12 protein-coding genes are annotated in these 20,137 nt (G+C 74.4%); 8 read left to right on the top strand and 4 right to left on the bottom strand.

The window, feature by feature from the left end; translation table 11 throughout:
• Positions 1-178: 178 nt before the first annotated feature.
• Positions 179-1,816 carry a glucose-6-phosphate isomerase gene (gene pgi, locus OG617_RS32185; protein WP_405104033.1) on the bottom strand — a complete coding sequence of 546 codons (1,638 nt, stop codon included), beginning with the start codon at positions 1,814-1,816 and terminating at the stop codon, positions 179-181.
• A 431-nt stretch (positions 1,817-2,247) separates the two neighbouring features.
• Between pgi and OG617_RS32180 the strand changes: the two genes are divergently transcribed.
• The 5 genes from OG617_RS32180 to OG617_RS32160 all read left to right on the top strand — a co-directional run bounded on the left by OG617_RS32180 (position 2,248) and on the right by OG617_RS32160 (position 9,636).
• The gene (locus OG617_RS32180; RefSeq protein WP_405104032.1) at positions 2,248-2,706 is read left to right on the top strand and encodes a hypothetical protein; all 459 of its coding nucleotides are present in this window, start codon (positions 2,248-2,250) and stop codon (positions 2,704-2,706) included.
• A complete protein-coding gene (locus tag OG617_RS32175; RefSeq protein ID WP_405096641.1) occupies positions 2,706-4,121 on the top strand; it encodes a hypothetical protein in 1,416 nt (471 codons plus the stop codon). Before OG617_RS32180 ends, OG617_RS32175 begins: the two co-directional genes overlap by 1 nt.
• The gene (locus OG617_RS32170) at positions 4,118-5,536 is read left to right on the top strand and encodes a VWA domain-containing protein (RefSeq protein ID WP_405096640.1); all 1,419 of its coding nucleotides are present in this window, start codon (positions 4,118-4,120) and stop codon (positions 5,534-5,536) included. Before OG617_RS32175 ends, OG617_RS32170 begins: the two co-directional genes overlap by 4 nt.
• Positions 5,537-5,548: 12 nt before the next feature.
• Positions 5,549-6,661, top strand: a complete 1,113-nt coding sequence (locus OG617_RS32165) for an AAA family ATPase (protein ID WP_405096639.1) — start codon at positions 5,549-5,551, stop codon at positions 6,659-6,661.
• A gap of 146 nt (positions 6,662-6,807) precedes the next feature.
• A complete protein-coding gene (locus OG617_RS32160; RefSeq protein WP_405104031.1) occupies positions 6,808-9,636 on the top strand; it encodes a hypothetical protein in 2,829 nt (942 codons plus the stop codon).
• A gap of 187 nt (positions 9,637-9,823) precedes the next feature.
• Here the strand turns inward: OG617_RS32160 and OG617_RS32155 are convergent, their stop codons facing one another.
• Positions 9,824-11,017 carry a helix-turn-helix domain-containing protein gene (locus tag OG617_RS32155; RefSeq protein ID WP_405096638.1) on the bottom strand — a complete coding sequence of 398 codons (1,194 nt, stop codon included), beginning with the start codon at positions 11,015-11,017 and terminating at the stop codon, positions 9,824-9,826.
• A 126-nt stretch (positions 11,018-11,143) separates the two neighbouring features.
• Here OG617_RS32155 and OG617_RS32150 point away from each other — a divergent pair, with 126 nt between their 5' ends.
• Both OG617_RS32150 and OG617_RS32145 read left to right on the top strand, forming a co-directional pair.
• On the top strand, positions 11,144-12,802 hold the full coding sequence (locus tag OG617_RS32150; protein WP_405096637.1) for an FAD-binding dehydrogenase: 1,659 nt from the start codon (positions 11,144-11,146) through the stop codon (positions 12,800-12,802).
• Between the two features lie 243 nt (positions 12,803-13,045).
• Entirely contained in the window at positions 13,046-14,785 is a 1,740-nt protein-coding gene (locus OG617_RS32145; protein ID WP_405096636.1) for a M28 family peptidase, read from the top strand.
• Between the two features lie 208 nt (positions 14,786-14,993).
• Here OG617_RS32145 and OG617_RS32140 read toward each other — a convergent pair whose 3' ends face one another.
• Entirely contained in the window at positions 14,994-16,238 is a 1,245-nt protein-coding gene (locus OG617_RS32140; protein WP_405096635.1) for an MFS transporter, read from the bottom strand.
• A gap of 336 nt (positions 16,239-16,574) precedes the next feature.
• Between OG617_RS32140 and OG617_RS32135 the strand changes: the two genes are divergently transcribed.
• Positions 16,575-18,575 (top strand): ABC transporter ATP-binding protein, encoded by a 2,001-nt coding sequence (locus OG617_RS32135; protein ID WP_405096634.1) that lies wholly within the window; start codon positions 16,575-16,577, stop codon positions 18,573-18,575.
• Between the two features lie 140 nt (positions 18,576-18,715).
• Here the strand turns inward: OG617_RS32135 and OG617_RS32130 are convergent, their stop codons facing one another.
• The gene (locus OG617_RS32130; RefSeq protein WP_405096633.1) at positions 18,716-20,032 is read right to left on the bottom strand and encodes a sulfite oxidase; all 1,317 of its coding nucleotides are present in this window, start codon (positions 20,030-20,032) and stop codon (positions 18,716-18,718) included.
• Between the last annotated feature and the right edge of the window lie 105 nt (positions 20,033-20,137).

The raw sequence follows: 20,137 nt of genomic DNA, 5'->3' as shown, positions 1-20,137 counted from the left end.
CTCGTGGGAGGGACCCACCCGACCCCAGTGCACTAAGTCACGAAGTCGAATGCGTGTTACACGGGTCGGGGTGACAAAAGTCAGCGCGGAGCCGTGTTACCTGCGCGAACGGGCCGGGAACGGGACGAGCCGGCCGACGCCACGGGGGCGTCGGCCGGCTCGGCGCGGTCGGTACGGGTCAGCCGGCGGCGTGCCGCTGCGCCCGGTACCGGGCGATCAGGGCGCGGGTGGACGAGTCCAGCCCGGACAGGTCGGCCTCGTCCCCGGTGAGCAGCGGCGCGAGCTGGTTGGCCATCACCTTGCCCAGCTCCACGCCCCACTGGTCGAACGGGTTGATGTCCCAGATCGCGCCCTCGGTGAACACGATGTGCTCGTACAGCGCGATGAGCTGGCCGAGCACCGCCGGGGTCAGCTCGGCGGCGGTGATCGAGGTGGTCGGGTGGTTGCCCGGCATCACCTTGTGCGGCACCAGCTCGGCCGGGGTGCCCTCCGCCTCGACCTGCTCCCGGGTCCGGCCGAAGGCCAGCGCGGCGGTCTGCGCGAAGAAGTTCGACATGAACAGGTCGTGCATGTCGTCCAGGTCGTGCCGGGGGCGGCTGAACCCGATGAAGTCCGCCGGCACCAGCCGGGTGCCCTGGTGGATGAGCTGGTAGAAGGCGTGCTGGCCGTTGGTGCCCGGCTCGCCCCAGAAGATCTCCCCGGTGTCGTACGACACCGCGGTGCCGTCCAGGGTCACCGACTTGCCGTTGCTCTCCATGGTGAGCTGCTGCAGGTACGCCGGGAACCGGTTCAGGTACTGCGAGTACGGCAGCACCGCGTGGGTCTGCGCGCCGAGGAAGTTCGTGTACCACACGTTGAGCAGCCCGAGCAGCGCCGGCACGTTGCGTTCCACCGGCGTCGTCCGGAAGTGCTCGTCGACGGCGTGGTACCCGCCCAGCAGCTCGCGGAAGCGCTCCGGCCCGACCGCCAGCATCACCGACAGCCCGACGGCCGAGGGCAGCGAGTACCGGCCGCCCACCCAGTCCCAGAAGCCGAACATGTTCTCCGGGTCGATGCCGAAGTCCCGCACCCGGTCGGCGTTGGTGCTCACCGCGACGAAGTGCCGGGCCACGGCCGAGTCGTCGCCGCCGAGGCCGGCCAGCAGCCAGTCGCGCGCCTGCCGGGCGTTGGCCAGGGTCTCCTGGGTGGAGAACGTCTTCGACACCACCACGAACAGGGTGCTCGCCGGGTCCAGGTCGGCGGTGGCCTCGGCGATGTCGGTGGGGTCGATGTTGGAGACGAACCGGCAGGAGATCCCGGCGTCCCGGTACCCCTTCAGCGCCTCGTACGCCATGACCGGCCCGAGGTCGGAGCCGCCGATGCCGATGTTGACCACCGTGCGGATCCGCCCGCCGGTGTGCCCGACCCACTGCCCGGAGCGGACCCGGTCGGCGAACGCGGCCATCCGGTCCAGCACCTCGTGCACGTCGGCCACCACGTCCCGGCCGTCCACGCTCAGCGAGGCGTCCCGGGGCCGGCGCAGCGCGGTGTGCAGGACCGCCCGGTCCTCCGTGGCGTTGATGCGCGCGCCGGAGAACATCGCGGCGATCCGGTCGGTCAGCCTGGCCCGCCGCGCCAGGGCGGCGAGCAGGGTGAGCGTCTCGTCGGTGACGAGGTTCTTGCTCCAGTCGACGTGCAGGTCCGCCACCTCACCGGCGAGGCGTTCACCCCGGTCCGGGTCGGCGGCGAACAGGTCGCGCAGGTGCGCGTCCCGGGCCTTCTCCGCGTGCGCCGCCAGCGCCCGCCACTCGTCGGTGGTGGTGATCTCCTCGGCCATTTCCCGGCTCTCCTCCCGCACCCGCTCAACCGTTGTGCGGCCGTCACCGTACTGTGCGTGCCGGCCCGCCCGGGCCAGATTGCCACCAGCCGGGACGTGTCGCACCCCGGGCCGGCTCAGGCCACCCGGGCGATGCCCCCGGCGGGCGGGGTCGGCACCGCGCCTGGGTGCAGGGTGTGCAGGTCCGCGCCGGCACGCCGATCCTGCCCCGGGGGGGCGGCGTTTCCTGTCGTACCCCTGAGGCAAGATCTTTCTCAGGACGGGCGCCCCGGTGGCCCCGGTTCCGGCGGGTCGTCGCGCCCGTCCCCCCTTTTGTCGTGCGCCGGCCCGTCGTCGGCGCGGAGTCGGTGTGCCTGCGGGCGTACCGGGTGCGGAGGTCGCAGGTGCTGGAGACGGAGCACGTCCCGTGGGAGCGGCGCGGCCTCGCGCCGGTGCTGCCCGCGGTGCGTCCCCGCAAGCTGGCGAAGGTTCCCTTCGTCGAGCTGGCGGACGGCCGGTTGCAGGGGGTGGTGTCCAGCGGTTCCGACATCGAGCGGGTCTACGTCTCCTCGATCTCGGCCGGCAGCCACGGGTTCAACTGCTCCACCAACAACAACCGGCCCTGCGGCGGCCTGCGCGGCGCGCCCTGCAAGCACCTGTACGCGCTCCTTGACGAGGCCGTCCTCCAGTACGGCGTCGAGCGCGTCGGCCGGTACCTGCGCATCGACGTCACCGGCGGGGTGCAGACCGGAGCCGACCTGGCCCGCCGGCTCGACGGCCACCACGAGCCGACCCCGGCGGCGGTGGTGTTCAGCCGGTTCCTGCGCCACCTGGCCTACCTGGAACTCCCCGCGGCCGACGGCCCGCTGCCCGAGCTGCAGTGGTTCCCGGCGACCGGGGCGGGTCGCTGATGCGCGGGGCCCAGCTCGCCGCGCTGCGTGACGCCGCGCCGGCCGGTCTCGCCCCGGCCCTGGACCTGGTCGCCGGCCTCGACGACGCGCTCGTCGCCGGCCTGGCCCGGGTGGGCGAGGCACAGGCCGCCGCGCTCGGTGACCTCGCCGCCGCCCTGTCCGCCACCCCGCTCGGCGACCGGGTCGCCGAGGCGGTCGCCAAGCTCACCGCCGGGTCGCTGGCCGACGAGCACCTGGCCGCCCTGGCCGGGGCGCGCACCGCCCTGCTCGGCGCGGCGCACGACGCCCTGCTCGCCGGGGCCGACGCCGCCCTCGGCCGGGACCGCGCCGCGCAGCCGACCCCGCCCGCCGGCCCGCTGCCCGCCGAGGCGGTGGCCCCGCTGTCCGCCGCCCGGTCCTGGCTGACCGAGCTGGCCATCACCGGCTGGCGCGGCGTCGACCATGACCTGGTCGCGGCCGGCAGCCGGCCGGTCGAGGCGACCCTCGCCGTCCCGGCGCTGCGTCGGCTGGGCGTCCTCCTCGACGGCCTGGCCGCCGAGCTGCGCGCGTCCTGCCCGGTCGCCACGATGCCCGCGGTGCCGGCCCGCCGCTGGGCCGACCTGTGGGCCCGCGCCGTGCTGCTCGCCCAGGAGGCCGCCGGCGTCCCCGACCCGTCCGCCGCCGGCGTCGAGACCGTCTCCGGGCGGCTGCTGGTGCTCGGCGTCGACGTGCACGAGCACGCCACCGCCGTCCAGGTGCAGGCACACGCCGTCCTCGAACCGGCCGACGGCGGCCCGGCCCGCCTCGTGCGCACCGGCGTCGCCGCCGCCAAGGTCGACACCATCGTCGGGCCGGCGCTGTGGCGGCTGCTCACCGACCACCCGGTCCTGCTGGGCGCGCTCGCCGAGCACCGCAGTCTGGAGGTGACCGACCTTCCGCTGTCCGGCGGCGACCTGTGGTGGCGCGACGGGCAGGCCCGCCCCGGCGAGCCGGCCGACCCGTTCGCCACCGCCCGGGTGCTGCTGCCCACCGCGGTCGCCGCGCCGGTCCCGCCGCTTCGCCGGCACCCGGTCGCCGTCGCCGAGCCGGTGCTGCTGGAGGGGTACGCCGTCGACACCGGCGAGGACGGCGGCCTCCGGTTCACCGTCGACGGGGAACGCGTCGCGGTGGACGTCGACCGGCTGCCGGCCTGCGGCCCGCTCACCCCGGCCCTGGTCGCCGCCTCGACGGCCTGCCTGGGGCTGCTGCGCTGGGACGGCCGGTGGACGGTTCAGCCGCTCGCCGTGCAGGCCACGGTCAAGCGGGCCACCGTCGCCGTGCACACCGGCGACTGGGCGCAGGGCCCCACCGACCCGAAAGTCGCCAAGGCCGAGGCGAAGGCCGGCGACTCCGTCGCCGTGCTGCGGGAACGCGCCGGACGGCTGCTGCGCCGATGAGCGCGATCCCCGAGGCGCCCGGAGGAGGCGCGCAGGTGAACCCCGACGCCAACCGTCGGCAGGTGCTCTACTGGCGGCTGCTGGCCCAGCTCTTCGATCCCGCCGAGGAGCAGCCGTCCCTGGAGGCGGCGAGCGTGGCCGTAGTCGACGACCTCGGCCTGCCGGCCGCGCTGCTGGACCCGTCGGTGTCCGTCGACACCGTGGTCCAGCGCTTCCCCGACCTCGCCGCCGAGCTGGACGGCCTGCTCACCCCCGCCACCGCGACCCAACCGCCGACGGGCGGGCCGGGCACGGTGCCGTCGTCGGCGGGTTCGACTCCCGCGTCCCCGGCGGCCGGGGACGCGGGGCAGGCCGAGGTGCGGCGGGCGGCGCTGGTGTCCAAGCTGCTGCTCAACGTCTTCGCCACCGGCGGGAGCAGCGTCAGCGCCAGCCAGCTCGCCCGGTGGCAGTCCGACGCCGGCTGGTTCGAGCGGGCGCTCGGCTGCGAGCCGGGTGAGCTGCGCCGGCAGGCCGGGGCCGGCGGCGGGCTGGGCGGCGTGCTGGCCGGCCTGGAGGGCGACCTGGTGCGCCGGATGCACCTGCGCGAGGTGCTCGCCGACCCGAAGCTGGCCGCGAAGCTCACCCCGAGCATGTCGCTGATCGAGCAGCTGCTGCGGGACAAGTCCAACCTGTCCGGGGTGGCGCTGGCCAACGCCAAGGCGCTGATCCGCCGGTACGTCGACGAGGTCGCCGAGGTGCTGCGCACCCAGGTCGAGCAGACCAGCGTCGGCACGATCGACCGGTCGGTGCCGCCGAAGCGGGTGTTCCGCAACCTGGACCTGGACCGCACGATCTGGAAGAACCTCACCAACTGGAGCCCGGAGGACCAGCGCCTCTACGTCGACAAGCTCTACTACCGGCAGACCGCCCGGCGCACCACCCCGGCCCGGCTGATCGTGGTGGTCGACCAGTCCGGCTCGATGGTCGACTCGATGGTCAACTGCACCATCCTGGCGTCCATCTTCGCCGGGCTGCCCAAGGTGGACGTGCACCTCATCGCGTACGACACCCGGGCGCTGGACCTGACCCCGTGGGTGCACGACCCGTTCGAGGTGCTGCTGCGCACCAAGCTCGGCGGCGGCAACGACGGGCCGGTGGCGATGGCCATGGCCCGTCCCAAGATCGTAGAGCCCCGCAACACCGTGCTGGTCTGGATCTCGGACTTCTACGAGTTCGACCGCTCGCAGCCGCTGTTCGACGGCATCGAGGCGGTGCACCGCTCCGGGGTCAAGTTCATCCCGGTCGGCTCGGTCAACAGCTCCGGCAGCCAGATCGTCAACCCCTGGTTCCGCCAGCGCCTCAAGGACCTGGGCACCCCGGTCATCTCCGGGCACATCCGCAAACTCGTCTTCGAGCTCAAGAACTTCCTCACCTAGGAGACCCCTGACATGTCCGAGATGTTGCGCGCCCCCGTCGAGGTCAAGTTCGCCGAGGAGCTGGCCTGGCTGGAGTCGGTCGACACCGACCCGAAGCCGTTCTCCTGGCGGCTGAGCCCCCGCATGGTGCGGCTGTTCGTGCTCGGCTCCGAGCGGGCCGACGGGCTCGACCGGGAGGTCGCCCAGAAGTGGTTCGGCGACCGCAGCTTCGTCGAGCGGGCCATCGTCACCCTCGCCTCCGACCGGGGCCTGCTGCTGATCGGCGACCCGGGCACCGGCAAGAGCTGGCTGGCCGAGCTGCTCGCCGCCGCGATCTGCGGCAACTCCACCCTCGTCGTGCAGGGCACCGCCGGCACCACCGAGGACCACATCAAGTACTCGTGGAACGTCTCCATGGTGATCGCCAAGGGGCAGTCCCGGGATTCGATGATCCCCTCGCCGATCATGACCGCGATGGAACAGGGGGTGATCGGCCGGTTCGAGGAGCTGACCCGCTCCACCAGCGACGTGCAGGACGCGCTGATCTCCATCCTGTCCGAGAAGTACGTCTCCATCCCCGAGCTGGACGACGACAACATCGTCTTCGCCAAGCCCGGCTTCTCCATCATCGCGACCGCCAACAGCCGGGACCGGGGCGTCAACGACCTGTCCTCGGCGCTGAAGCGGCGGTTCAACTTCGTCCGCATCCCCGTGGTGACCAACAAGCGCAGCGAGGCGGAGATCGTCCGGTTCCGCACCGAGGAGCTGCTGCGCCGGCACAACATCGAGTTGGACGTCCCGCCCACCCTGCTGGACATCCTGCTGCAGAGCTTCGCCGACCTGCGGGCCGCCGCCGCCTCGGCCACCAGCGACGACGAGAAGCTGGAGTCGGCGCTGTCCACCGCCGAGCAGATCGGCGTGCTGGAGGACGCGATCCTGCACAGCCAGTTCTTCGGCGACCGCACCCTGAGCGCCGAGACCCTCGCCAGCTCGCTGGTCGGCTCGCTGGCCCGACGCAGCCCGGAGGACCTGGCCATCTTCAACAAGTACCTGCACGGCGTCGTGGAGCCCCGGGCCAAGAAGGACGGCGGCTCCTGGGAGGGCTTCCTCGACGGTGGCCGCCAGGCGATCGCCAACCTGTCGTGACCGGCCCGACGACCGCGCCGCCCGGCGCGACCCCAGCACCGCCCCCCGGCGCGATCGCACCGGCCGGATCGTCGGCCGACGCCACCGGGCCCGCCGGGGGCCGGTCCCCGGTCGCCGCCGCCGCAGCGTCCGGCGCGTTCCGGGGGCTGCGCGGCCAGCTCACCGACGCCGCCGAGGCGTTCGCCGACAGCCCGGGGGCGTTCGCCGACATCCTCACCGGGATGATCGACGACGTCGACCGGGCGCTCGGCGAGCGGCTGGAGATCTTCCCGGTCTGCCACCACTCGCCGGCCTCCGCGCTGGCCATGGTGCGCCGGCTGCGCGCGAAGCGGCCGAAGGTCATCTACCTGGAGCTGTGCGAGGACCTGCAACCCCTGCTGGGGGAGCTGCGCAACTGCCGGCTGCCGGTGGCGGTGCAGGCGTTCGCCTCGAAGCTCGACGGGTTCCCCGTCGACTGGGCACCGCTGAGCGTCGTCGCCCCGATCACCGAGGCGTCGGCGGAGTACCAGGCCATCGCGTACGCGCTGGAGACCCCCGGCGTGGAGCTGGTGCTGGTGGACCGCTCGGTCGACCACGTGTTCCAGTGGTCGCCGCGGCACCCTGTCGAGGGTGAGGGCGAGGCGGGCGGCCCCGCCGACGGGACGCCGCCGGAGGCGACGGCGACCCACGAGGAGGAGGCGGCGCTGCACGGCGACGCCGTCGGCGTGGAGATCGGCGACCTGCGGCCCCGCTTCGCCGAGCTGGAGGCGTACCTGCTGCACCACGGCAAGGTGCGGCACTGGTCGGAGTGGTGGGACCAGTACGTCGAGCAGCCCCTGGTCGGCGCGGACCACGAGACGTACCGCCAGGTGATGGTGCTGATCGGCAGCCTGTTCCGGCGGCTGCGCCCGGCCGACGCCGAGCGGCTCGACCGCGACGAGGAGCGCGAGCGCTACATGTGGACCCGGATGCGGGAGCACCTCGCCGCCTCCGGTGCCGACCCGGCCGACTGCCTGTACGTCTGCGGCGCGTTCCACGCCGCCAGCCCCGTCGCGCAGTTCGGCACCGGCCCCGACGCGGCCCCGTACGAGATCAGCCCGCGCACCGCCACCCGCTGGCTGTACGGGCTGATCCCGTCCAGCCACTCGGCGATCGAGGCGCAGTTCGGGCTGGCACCCGGCTCGGTGTCCATCGCCGCCGCCACCTGGGCAAAGGCGGTGTCCCGCTCGGGCGCGGCGCCGTTCCGGCTCGCCGGCCAGCTGGGCGGAAAACCGGCGAAGGGACGCTCCCGCAAGGCAGCCACCCCGGTCGCGGTGGCCGACGAGCCGGTGACCGACCGGCTGTCGGGCTTCCTGGCCCGCCCGCCGGCCCTCGACGACCTCGACGAGGCGGAGCTGCGCGGCTGGTGCGTGGACATCGTCCGGCTGGCCCGGCGCAACGGGTACCTGGCCAGCACCGCCGACGCGATCGCCGTGTTCGAGACGTCGATCCTGCTCGCCGGGCTGCGCAACCGGGCCCGCCCCACCCCGTACGACTTCGCCGACGCGGCGGTGACCTGCATCGAGAAGGACGTGGTGCCGGGCCGGCGGGACGTCCGCCGGCTCTGCGAGATCCTGCTCGGCGGCGACCGGATCGGCCAGGTCGGCTACGACGCGTTGCCGCCGTTGGCCCGCGACGTGCTCGACCGGCTTGCCCCGCTCGGGCTCGACCTGGACAAGCGCACCATCCAGCGGGCCCTGCTGGACCTCGCCGGCCAGCCGGCCGTGGTGCCCTGCTCCGACCTGCTGTGGCGGCTGCGCCACCTGCTGCCCCGCGACGCGGTCCGCCCCATCATGGGCGAGCGGCGGCTGGGGGAGCGCTCGGTGCAGGAGAGCTGGGATCTGGCGCTCGGCCGGCACCAGCGCGGGCTGATCGAGCTGGGCTACGAGGGCGTCACCGTCGAGCAGGTCCTCGAGCAGCGGCTGCGCCGCCGGGCGTGGGGGCCGCAGGCCACCGCGGCGGTCGCGCTGGAGGCGGTCGAGGACGCGATCATGCTGCTCGATGGCCGCCGGCTCGTCAACGAGCTGGGCGCCCGCGCGGTGGAGCTGCTCGCCGCCGAGCGGACCGTCGACGAGGCCCCGGAGGTGCTGCGCCGCATCCGCCGGCTGCTGGCCCACTACCGGGCCACCGAGCCGGACCTGCCGGCCTGGTGCGCGGCCTTCGTCACCACCGGGTACGCCCACTACTGCACCCTGCTGCCCACCGCGTTCGTCGACGCGGAGGCGGGGGTCCGACAGGTGGCCGCCATGCTGGGCTTCCTGTTCAGCATGGAGAGCCTCGCGCTGGCGCTCGGCTGCGACCGGGCCCAGCTCGAACTGGCCGTGCGGCAGTCCCGGCCGGAGGCGCCGGCCCGGGTGGCGCTGCACTGGGCAGCCCAGCACCAGCTCGGCCTGCTGCCGCTGGCCGAGCTGCGGGCCCGCGCCGTGGAGCTGCTGGCCAACCCGCTGGTGGTGCCGGCGTTCCCGCAGTACCTCAGCGGGTTCGTGCAGGCCCTGGAGCCGGTGCCCGGCCTTGCGCCGTTCGTGGTCGAGCTGATGTCCACGGCGTTCGCCCGGCTGCCCGACCCGGTGCTGCTGCCCTGGCTGCCGACCCTGATCACCACCCTGCGCGACCAGGCGGGCGAGCTGGTGCCGACGTTGGTCCGCGAGGCCGGCCGGACGTTCCCCGCCGCGCTGCCCGCCCTGGACGCCTGGATGCCGCCGTGGGCGGCCCGACCGGTGGCATCGCCCGCCGCCGCGCCGGCGTCCGCCCCGGCCGGGCCGGTGGTCGACCTGCTCATCGGCCACCCGGCGGCCTGCGACGCCGTGGCCGACCTGCTCGGCTGCCAAGGCGAGTGGCGGGTCGGCGATCCGGCGGCCGGGCCCGGGACGGCGGTCGATCCGGAGGTGGTGGCTCTGCTCGCCGCGCATCCGGCCACCACGGCCGAGGTCGAGGCACTGCTCGCCCCGGCCCGCTGACCCGGCCCGGCAGGCCATGCGGCGAGGCCATGCCCGGCAGATCGCGGCCGGGCTGGGCCTCGCCGGCTGCCCGGTCGGGTTGGCCGACCTTCCAAGGCCACCCCGGTCGGGCAGCCGACCTTCCCCAAGGCCACCCCCGGCCGGGCGCGGGTCCGGGTGATCGACCCCGGGTCACAGACATGGGTGGTCAGGGGCGGCGGCCCAGGTGGTGACGCAGCGCGAGGTGCAGGGCGAGCCGGGCGTCCGGGTCGTCGAGCTGCGCGCCGTACCGCTCGCGCAGCCGGCGCAGCCGGTACCGGACGGTCTGCGGGTGGGTGTGCAGGAGCCGGGCGGTCTCGACCACCTGGCCCTGGGTGTCCAGCCAGGCGGCGAGCGTGTCGGCGAGGGCCCGCCGGGCGGCCGGCCCGAGCGGGGCCAGCGGCGCCAGCGCCCGCGCGACGAGCCGGTCGGTCAGCCCCGGCTCCCAGGCGGTGAGCAGGGTGAGCAGGTGCGCGTCGCAGTCCAGCACGCCGTCGGCGGGCAGCACGCCGTCCCGTTGCAGGCGCAGCGCCCGCCGGGACAGCCGGTACGACGTGCGGGCCTGCCGCAGCGGAACGGTCGGGCCGAGGGCCGCCCGCCGGCCGGTCAGCGCCCGGCGCAGGTGGGCGAGGCGGCCCGGGGCGCCCGGGTCGGGCAGCACGATCCGGACCACGTCATCGATGACCGTGGCCACCGCGCCGCCGCCGAGCGCGCGGGCGAGGTGCTCGTCGTCGGTGCCGTCGACGCTGACCACGGCGACGGTGCCGGGCAGCGGCCACCGGGCGGCCTCGGCGGCGGCGTGCAGCGCGGCGTCGCCGGGCGGGTCCGGCTGGACGAGCAGGGTGATCAGCCGGCGGCGGACCACGATCCAGTCGTGGGCGGCGTCCCGCTGCTCGTCGAGGTAGCCCTCGGCGGCGGCCCCGGCGAGGGTGTCGGTGTAGCCGAACAGGGCGGCGGCGATGAGGTACAGCTCGTCGGCGGCGAGCCGGTCCGGCCGCTCGGGCGCGACCAGGAACGCCCAGAGGGCCCGGGCGCCGACGGTGAGCACCGAGCGCAGCGCGTCGACGCGGTGCCCCTCCTGGTACTCGGTGCGGCCGAGGTCGTGGAAGACCCGCCGGGTGTCGGCGAGGGGCCGGCCGGGGTCGGCGACGGCCGCCACGAACGCGTCGACGGCGGTCTCCACGCCCAGGGCGAGGCCCCGGCCCTGCCCGCCGGTCAGCGAGCGGCCCTGGGCCCGCATGGTGGCCCGGACGCTGTCGAGGGTCTCCTCGTGCAGCAGCGGCCGGACCGCCCGCAGGTGCTCGCCGACGTGCCGGGGGAGCCCGGCGAGGCGGGGCTCCAGCTCTTCCAGGGTGTCCGCCACGGTTGCCTGCCTTCCCGATCCGCGGCGCGCACAGCCGCAATCCTTGTCACCAGGATGACAAATGCCGGGGCCGATCCTGCGCCGGCGTACCACCGATTTTGGCACCATGGTTCGTAGGGTTCCGGCATGGACGCGGATGTGATCGTTGTCGGGGCCGGACTGGCGGGCCTGGTCGCCGCCACCGAGGCGGCCGACGCCGGCCGGACGGTGCTGCTGCTGGACCAGGAGCCGGAGCAGAACCTCGGCGGGCAGGCGTGGTGGTCGTTCGGCGGGCTGTTCCTGGTCGACTCGCCCGAGCAGCGGCGGATGGGCGTCCGCGACTGCGTGGAGCTGGCCTGGCAGGACTGGCTGGGCAGCGCCGCGTTCGACCGGGCGGAGGACCACTGGCCGCGCCGGTGGGCCGAGGCGTACGTGCACTTCGCGGCGGGGGAGAAGCGGGCCTGGCTGCGGTCGATGGGCCACCGGATCTTCCCGGTCGTCGGCTGGGCCGAGCGGGGCGGCGGCGCAGCCGACGGGCATGGCAACTCGGTGCCCCGGTTCCACGTCACCTGGGGCACCGGCCCCGGGGTGGTCGAGCCGTTCGCCCGCCGGCTGCGCGCCGCGGTGGACGCCGGCCGGGTGTGGCTGTGCTTCCGGCACCGCGTCGACGGACTGGTCACCACCGGCGGCGCGGTCACCGGGGTGCGCGGGGCGGTGCTGGAGCCCAGCGACGCCCCGCGCGGCGCGCCCAGCTCCCGGGTCGAGGCCGGCGAGTTCGAGTACGCGGCGCAGGCCGTCGTCGTCACCTCGGGCGGCATCGGCGGCGACCACGACCTGGTCCGGGCGGCCTGGCCGGCCCGGCTCGGCAGTCCGCCGAAGCGGATGGTCTCCGGCGTCCCGGCGTACGTCGACGGGCGGATGATCGGCATCACCGAGGCCGCCGGCGGGCAGGTGATCAATCCCGACCGGATGTGGCACTACGTCGAGGGGCTGCGCAACTGGGACCCGATCTGGCCGCAGCACGGGATCCGGATCCTGCCGGGGCCGTCCTCGCTGTGGCTGGACGCCACCGGCCGGCGCCTGCCGGCGCCGCTGTTCCCCGGCTTCGACACCCTCGCCACGCTGCGCCACCTGCGCGCCACCGGCCACGACCACAGCTGGTTCCTGCTCACCAAGAAGATCATCGCCAAGGAGTTCGCGCTCTCCGGCTCGGAGCAGAACCCGGACCTGACCAACCGCAGCATCCGGCAGGTGGTCGACCGGGCCCGCGCGGGCACCCCCGCGCCGGTGGCGGCGTTCCTGGAGCACGGCGAGGACTTCGTCGTCGCCGACACCCTGGAGGCCCTGGTCGCCGGCATGAACGACCTCGTCGCCCCGGACGGCGGCCCCGCCCTGGACGTCGCGCAGGTGCGCCGGACCGTCGAGGCCCGGGACCGGGCGATCGCCAACCCGTTCGGCAAGGACGCCCAGATCACCGCGGTCCGGGGCGCGCGGGCGTACCGGGGCGACCGGCTGATCCGGGTGGCCCCGCCGCACCGGCTGCTGGACCCGGCGGCCGGCCCGCTGATCGCCGTCCGGCTCAACATCCTCACCCGCAAGACCCTCGGCGGCCTGCACACCGACCTGGACGGCCGGGTGCTGCGGGCCGACGGGCAGCCGCTGCCAGGCGTGTACGCGGCCGGCGAGGCGGCCGGCTTCGGCGGCGGGGGCATGCACGGCTACAACTCTCTGGAGGGCACCTTCCTCGGCGGCTGCCTCTTCTCCGGCCGGGCCGCCGGACGCGCCGCCGCCGCCGCGACCGCCTGACCGCCCCGAGCCGCGCGACCCGCCGTCGGCGGGCAGCTCCGACGCCGCGCCGCGATCGGGGAATCGGTGCGGAGTATGACCGTAATGGATATTGACCAGGGGATAGACACATGTCAGTGTTTGCTTCCCTGGAACGAACGTCGCGGCGCCCCTCCGGACGCCGCCGGACCCCGCCGCCACCCCCGCGCGCGGGGTCCGGTCACGCCCAGGTGCACGAACCCCCGACCTGCACCGAGGAGCATCATGAGACGCACCACGTTGACCGCGGGCATCGCGCTCGCCGCCGCCGTCGCGCTGACGGCGTCGACGGCGACGCTGCCAGCCGCCGCCGCCCCCGCCGCCCCCGCCCCGGCGCTCGCCGCGCTGGCCGCCCCGGACATCTCCGTGACCAACGTCCAGGCCCACCTGACCCAGCTCCAGAGCATCGCCACCAGCAACAGCGGCCACCGCCGGGCCGGCTCGGCCGGCTACACCGCCTCGGTCAGCTACGTCAAGAGCAAGCTCCAGGCCGCCGGCTACACCGTCACCGAGCAGAACTGCACGAGCTGCACGTACCCGGGCAACAACGTCATCGCCGAGTGGCCCGGCACCGCGCCGGCCGACCAGGTGGTCATGTTCGGCTCCCACCTCGACGGCGTCTCCGCCGGCCCCGGCATGAACGACAACGGCTCCGGCTCCTCGATCCTGCTGGAGAACGCCCTCGTGCTGGCCCAGCAGAACCCGACCATGACCAAGCGGGTCCGGTTCGCCTGGTGGAACGGCGAGGAGCAGGGCCTGCAGGGCTCGAAGTTCTACGTCAACTCGCTCAGCGCCACCCAGAAGGGCTACATCAAGGGGTACTACAACTTCGACATGGTCGCCTCCACCAACGGCGGCTACTTCATCAACCGGGTGACCTCCACCACCGCCGCGCCGCTCAAGGCGTACTGGGACTCGCTGGGCTTGGCGCCGGAGGAGAACGTCGAGGGCCAGGGCCGCTCCGACGACTACTCGTTCCAACAGGCCGGCATCCCCACCTCCGGTTACGCGATGGGGGCCAGCGCCCGAAAGACCAGCGCGCAGGCCACCAAGTGGGGCGGCACGGCCAACGCCTCGTACGACCCCTGCTACCACGCGTCCTGCGACACCACCAGCAACGTCAACGCCACCGGGCTCAACCGCAGCGCCGACGGCATCGCGTACGCGATCTGGGACCAGGCGGTCGGCGGCGGCACCCCGACCAACGACTTCTCCGTCGCGGTCAGCCCGACCTCCGGCAGCGTCGCCCAGGGCGCCTCCACCACCGCCACGGTCTCCACCGCCACCACCTCCGGCAGCGCCCAGACCGTCGCCCTGTCCGCCTCCGGCGCGCCCAGCGGGGTGACCGTGTCGTTCAGCCCGTCGTCGGTCACCTCCGGCGGCTCGTCCACGATGACCGTCGCGGCCTCCTCGACGGCGGCCACCGGCACGTACACCATCACGGTCACCGGCACCGGGTCGGCGACCCGCACCGCCACCTACAGCATCACGGTGACCGGCACCGGCGGCTGCGCCGGCGGCCAGGTGGTCGGCAACTCCAGCTTCGAGAGCGGGGCCACCGTCTGGACCGCGTCCTCCGGCGTGATCACCAACTCCACCAGCCAGGCCGCCCGCACCGGCTCCTACAAGGCGTGGCTCAACGGGAGCGGCACCACCAACACGGAGACGCTGTCCCAGTCGCTGACCGTCCCGGCCGGCTGCGCCACGTACACGCTGTCGTTCTGGCTGCACATCGACACCGCCGAGACCACCACCTCCACGGCGTACGACAAGCTCACCGTCCAGGTCGGCAGCACCACGCTGGCGACGTACTCGAACCTCAACAAGGCCACCGGCTACGTACAGCGCACCTTCAACGCCGCCGCGTACGCCGGGCAGACCGTCACCCTGAAGTTCACCGGCGTCGAGGACTTCTCGCTGCAGACCAGCTTCGTCGTCGACGACGTCACCCTGACCGCCAGCTGACCGGAGCGGACGGGGCCCCGCCAGCGCTCGCGCCACGGCTGGGTTCCCGTCCCACCGGCTGACCTAGCCCTTCGCCGGCCGTCGCGGCGGCCCCGCCGCGACGGCCGGCCGTCGTTTCCGCAGGGAGGGCCGGACCCTACCCCTGGCGGCCCGCCGGGGTGGGGCCCGGCGGCCGACGTGGCACGCCCCCGGGTGGTCCGCCGCCCGCTCAGGATGCCTCGGCGGCCCGTTCAGGCGTCGGCGGTGCCGGATTCGACTGCGCCGGAACGGCCTGCGCCGGGCTGGTCCCGCCCGGGGTGGCCTCGCCCGGGAGCAGCCGCTCGGCGAGCGCGATCGCCAGCGACACGAAGGTCAGCACCGCGCCGACCAGGAACGTGCCCCGGGTGTCCACCGCGGACAGCGCGACGCCGCCGATCAGCGCGCCGCCCGCGATGCCCACGTTGAACGCCGCCGAGTTCGCCGCGAAGCCCAGCTCGGTCCGCCCCGGAGCGACCTGGAGGATGCGCGCCTGGGTGGCCATGAACACCGGAGCCGCGGAGGCGCCGAGCAGGGCTAGCAGGCCGATCACGGCGGCCTTGACGTCGGCGAACAGGTACAGCCCGGTCAGCGCGACCGCCTGCAACCCCACCGTCAGCACGAGTGAACCGTGCGGGAACCGGTCGAGAAGCTGGCCGATCCCGCTCACCCCGGCGATGCCGGCCAGACCGAAGACGAACAGCATCACGCTCACCCTCTCCGAGGCGACGCCGGTCACGGTGGTGAGGAACCGCTCCACATAGGTGAACCCGGCGAACATGCCGGTCACCGAGACGGCGGTGGTGGCCAGGACGATGACGAAGCGGCCGGTGTGCGGGGCGGAGCCGTACGCGCCGTGGCTGTCCTCCGGCCGGGTCGTCGGCAGCAGCACCGCGATCACCACCAGCGCGACCACCCCCAGGGCGGTCAGCGTCAGGAACGGCGCACGCCAACCGCCCTGCTGACCCAACCAGGTGCCGGCCGGCACGCCGAGCACGGTGGCCAGCGAGCCGCCCACCGACATCACCGCGATCACCCGACCCCGCACGGCGGGGGAGAACAGCCCCACCGCAACCGGGGCCAGCACCGCCCAGAACAGCGCCTGGGCCAGCGCCGTGGCCACCCGGGCGGTGAGCAGGACCCAGTACGCGTCGGCCAGCACCGACACCAGGGTCGCCACCACCATGACGGCCAGCACGCCGCTGAGCACGTACCGCCGGGGCCACCCGCGGCTCACGTGCGCGAACGGCAGCGAGATCACGGCCACGGTGAGGCCGTACCAGGTGACGAGGTAGCCGACCGAGGACAGCGACACGTCGAGGTCGTCGGAGATCAGCGAGAGCAGGCCGATCGGCAGGTTTTCGGTGGTGTTGAAGGTGAACGCGGACAGCGCTAGGGCCAGCAGCACGATCACGCGCCGCCAGGTGCTGGAGGACATTCGTCAGCCGTTCCTTCCAGGGCGCCCGGGCGCCCTGAGCCGGGGGTCGGTCATTGGTCGGGGTGCGGTTCGTCCGGGTCGGACGCCGCGTCGGGACGCCGGATGCCGTGCAGGATCCGGCGTGCCACGGTGCTCAGCGCGGCCAGGCCACCTCCTCGCCAGAATGCGCGTCCGACGCGGCGAACGGGAGGCGATTACGGTCCGGCGTCGGAGAAATGCGGTGCGACACGTGTACGACACGCCGATGACGGGGGGACACCGTAGCATCGCGGACCGTAGGCTCCCCGTGGCTGTCGACCGTAGCGGGCGGTCGGCGCCAGCTCTCCGGGAGGGGCCGTGGAGAAAGCCGTCCGCCAACGCCGAGCGCCCGACCAGACCCCGCCCATCGACCCCGTCGCCCCGGTTGATCCAGTCGCCCCGGCCGAGGGCTCGTCGGCCGACGGCGTCGAGGCGTCGGCCCTGCCCGAGCTGGAGGACCGGGCGTGGATGCACCACGCGAACGATTTCGCCCACACCAGCTTCTGGGCGGTGGCCCGTCGGTTGCCCCGGCTGGTCCGCGAGGCGATCGCCCTGGCCTGGGCGACCAGTCGCCGGGACACCGCCGCGTCCATCGGGCTGAACGTCGCCGCCGGGGCGATGACCACCCTCGGCCTGCTGGCCACGACCGGCGTGCTGCGCGAACTGTTCGCGGCCGGCCCCACGCCGGACCGGATCCGGGGGGCCCTGCCGGCCCTGGCGCTGACCGCCGCCGCCGTGCTGGCCAAGGGCGGGCTCACCATCGCCGCCGGTTGGGCGCAGGCCCGGCTCACCCCGCAGATCAACTATCAGGTCGAGCTGCGACTGTTCGAGGCCACCACGGCCGTCGACCTGGCCGCGTTCGACGACGCCGGGTTCGCCGAGGAGATGGACCGGGCCCGGGAGCGCGGGGTGACCGAGGCGGCCTGGATCGTCGACCACACCGTCAACCTGATCACCGGCGTGGTCGGGGTGCTGGCCACCGCGGCGGCGGTCACCGTGATCCAGCCGCTGCTGCTGCCCTGCCTGCTGCTCGCCGCGGTGCCCGAGGCGGCGACCGCGGTGAAGATCGCCCGGAGGCAGTACCTGGAGATGCTGGCCAGGATCAACCGGCGCCGTCGAATGTCGATGCTGGCCAACCTGATGGCCAACCGGCACACCGCCGCCGAGGTCCGGGCGTACCAGATGCGGGACTTCCTGCTCGGCGAGTACCGGCGGATGATGGCCACCGAGACGCGCGCCCACCTGCGCCTGGTCCGCACCCAGACCCGGACCCGGGTGCTCGGCACGTCCGCCGCCGGCCTGGCCACCTTCGGCGTGTACGCCGTCCTCGCCGGCCTGCTCCTGACCGGCATGGTGGCGCTCGCCGCCGCCGCGACCGCGCTGATCGCTCTCCAGTCCGCGCGCTCCAACCTCGGAATCGCGGTTTTCGCCACCAACGCGCTCTACGAGGACGCCCTCTACTACCAGGACTACCGGGACTTCCTGGACCGGGCCCTCAGCCGGATCGGCCCCAGCGGCGACCAGCCGATCGACGGCTTCGACGCCATCGAGCTGGACGGGGTCAGCCTGCGCTACCCGGATACCGACAGCCCGGCCGTCGACGAGGTGAGCCTGACCGTCCACCGGGGACAGGTGGTCGCCCTGGTAGGCGAGAACGGCTCGGGAAAGTCCACCCTGGCCAAGCTCATCGCCGGCCTGTACCGGCCCACCGGCGGGGTGATCCGCTGGGACAACGTGGACACCGCCGAGCTCGACCCCCGCCAGACCGGCGCGCACGTCGCGGTACTCACCCAGGACTGGTGGAAGTTCCCGTTCACCGCCGGCCAGAACATCCGCGTCGGCCGGCACAACCGGGCCGCCGGGGGGCCGAGTGTGCAGGACGCCGCCCGGGCCGCCGCCGCCCACGACATGATCACGGACCTGCCGTTCGGGTACGACACCCTGCTGGACCGCGAGTTCAAGGACGGCCACGACCTCTCCGGCGGCCAGTGGCAGCGCCTCGTCGCCGCCCGTGGCCTGTACCGGGACGCCCCGCTGCTGATCTGTGACGAGCCGTCGGCGGCGCTGGACGCCCGGGCCGAGCACTCCCTCTTCCAGCACCTGCGCCGCCGTCCCGACCGGGCGGTCGTGCTGATCACCCACCGGCTGGCCAACGTCCGGCACGCCGACCAGATCTTCGTGATGGAGCGCGGCAGGCTGGTCCAGCGCGGCACGCACGACGAGCTGATCGCCGCCGACGGGCTCTACCGTGAGCTGTTCGACCTCCAGGCCAGCGGCTACCTCGGCACCGCCGCCGAGGACGCGCCGACGCCCCGCTGACCGGCGCTGCCGGCGCGTCGAGGGCGCCACTGTGTTCAACCTCCTGCTCGCGCTCGGGCTCGCCGTGTTGCTGTTCCGGGGCGTGTCGGTGTGACGTGTCGTCGGCGGGGACCGGCTGCCGGTCCCCGCCGACGACAGGATCAGCAGACCGTGACCGGGTGCCGGACGACGCCGTCGAAGAGGTACCCGAGGTCGTTGTGCCGGGCCCGTTCCGGCTGGCCGGCCCCGGTGGCGTCGGTGGCCCGCGCCCGCAGTGTCGCCGGCCCCGGCTTCGCTGGCAGCCAGCGCACCGTCCACCGCTGCCACGGCCCGCCCGCGTCCTCGGCGACCAGGTCGGCCGGTCGCCAGCCGTCGTCGCCGGTGTGCACCTGCACCGATCGGATCGGGCCCCCGCCCGACCAGGACCGGCCGCGCAGCAGTACCTCCGCGCCGGCCGGGACCCGGGCGTCCCAGGGCAGCTCGAAGGCGCTCTTCACCGACTGGGGGCCCAGTTCCCCGCCGCCGTCCGGGTGGCCGGGGCCGAACATGCGGTAGAGCTGGGTGTTCCACGGCGAGAACAGCGGGGTGGCCGACACCTCCACCGGGCCGACCCACTTGACCGAGGAGATGCCGATCCAGCCCGGCACCACCACCCGCACCGGGAAGCCGTGGTCCGGCGTCAGCGGCTCGCCGTTCATCTCGTACGCCAGCAGCACGTCGTCGAGGGCCTTGCCGATCGGCAGCGGCCGGCGGACCCGGCCCAGGTTCACCCCGCCGGTGACGTACTCCGGGTCCAGCCCTTCCGGCATCACGTCGACCGCCGCGCCCGTCAGCCCGGCCCGACGCAGGACGGTGGACAGCCGCACGCCCCGCCAGTGCGCCACCCCGACACCGCCCAGGCCCCACGCGACCCCGGGGGAGGGCCCGTCCTGCTGCCCGGCGAAGAACCGGCGGCCGTTGCCGGCGCACTCGACCAGCGCGGTGACCCGCTCGGCGGGCAGCCGGCGCAGGTCGTCGTAGCCGAACTCGACCGGCCGGTCCCGGGTCGGTGTGCCGCGCAGGCCGTCGCCGAACAGGCTCAGCCGCCACGTGTCGGGGTCGATCAGCGGGGTGGCCGTGTGGTTGCGGACGAAGAACCGGTCGGTGGGCACGACGTACCCCTGCCCGGCCATCGCCTCCCAGCGCATCTCGGCGTTGGTGTCGTGCCGGGTGAACAGCCGGTCCGGCAGCGGCTTGACCATGCCCGGCCCGGTGGCGTCCCGCCCGGTGGCGTCCCGCCCGGGGTCGGCGCCGACCGGGTCGGCCGTCACCGCGACCGGCTCGCGTTCGCCCGCGGCGGCGGCCAGGGCGGTCATCGCCGTGCCCAGCTCCAGCAGGCGGGGGCGGGGCACGCCCGCGCCCCGGGCCCGCCCGGCCAGCCACTGCCGGGCCCGTCGGGCGTCGTGGTCGGCTTCGTCGTACGACAGGGGGTGCGGCATCGGGGGTCCCTCCGGCTCGGCGGCACGAACTCCGATTCAATCAGTAGGAGTTTTCGCCGGGGCAGCGCCGCGCGGCGGGAGCCGCCGGCCCTTCGGCCGAGCCGA

The sequence above is a fragment of the Micromonospora sp. NBC_01412 genome (genome assembly GCF_045040215.1).
Taxonomy (GTDB): Bacteria; Actinomycetota; Actinomycetes; order Mycobacteriales; family Micromonosporaceae; genus Micromonospora; species Micromonospora rubida.
This window is presented reverse-complemented; position numbering and strand designations above follow the sequence as displayed.

Bases quoted from the DNA above. Each gene is read 5' to 3' on its own strand.
- pgi (WP_405104033.1), bottom strand. From the start codon at position 1,816: ATGGCCGAGGAGATCACCACCACCGACGAGTGGCGGGCGCTGGCGGCG.
- OG617_RS32175 (WP_405096641.1), top strand. From the start codon at position 2,706: ATGCGCGGGGCCCAGCTCGCCGCGCTGCGTGACGCCGCGCCGGCCGGT.
- OG617_RS32170 (WP_405096640.1), top strand. From the start codon at position 4,118: ATGAGCGCGATCCCCGAGGCGCCCGGAGGAGGCGCGCAGGTGAACCCC.
- OG617_RS32165 (WP_405096639.1), top strand. From the start codon at position 5,549: ATGTCCGAGATGTTGCGCGCCCCCGTCGAGGTCAAGTTCGCCGAGGAG.
- OG617_RS32150 (WP_405096637.1), top strand. From the start codon at position 11,144: ATGGACGCGGATGTGATCGTTGTCGGGGCCGGACTGGCGGGCCTGGTC.
- OG617_RS32145 (WP_405096636.1), top strand. From the start codon at position 13,046: ATGAGACGCACCACGTTGACCGCGGGCATCGCGCTCGCCGCCGCCGTC.
- OG617_RS32140 (WP_405096635.1), bottom strand. From the start codon at position 16,238: ATGTCCTCCAGCACCTGGCGGCGCGTGATCGTGCTGCTGGCCCTAGCG.
- OG617_RS32130 (WP_405096633.1), bottom strand. From the start codon at position 20,032: ATGCCGCACCCCCTGTCGTACGACGAAGCCGACCACGACGCCCGACGG.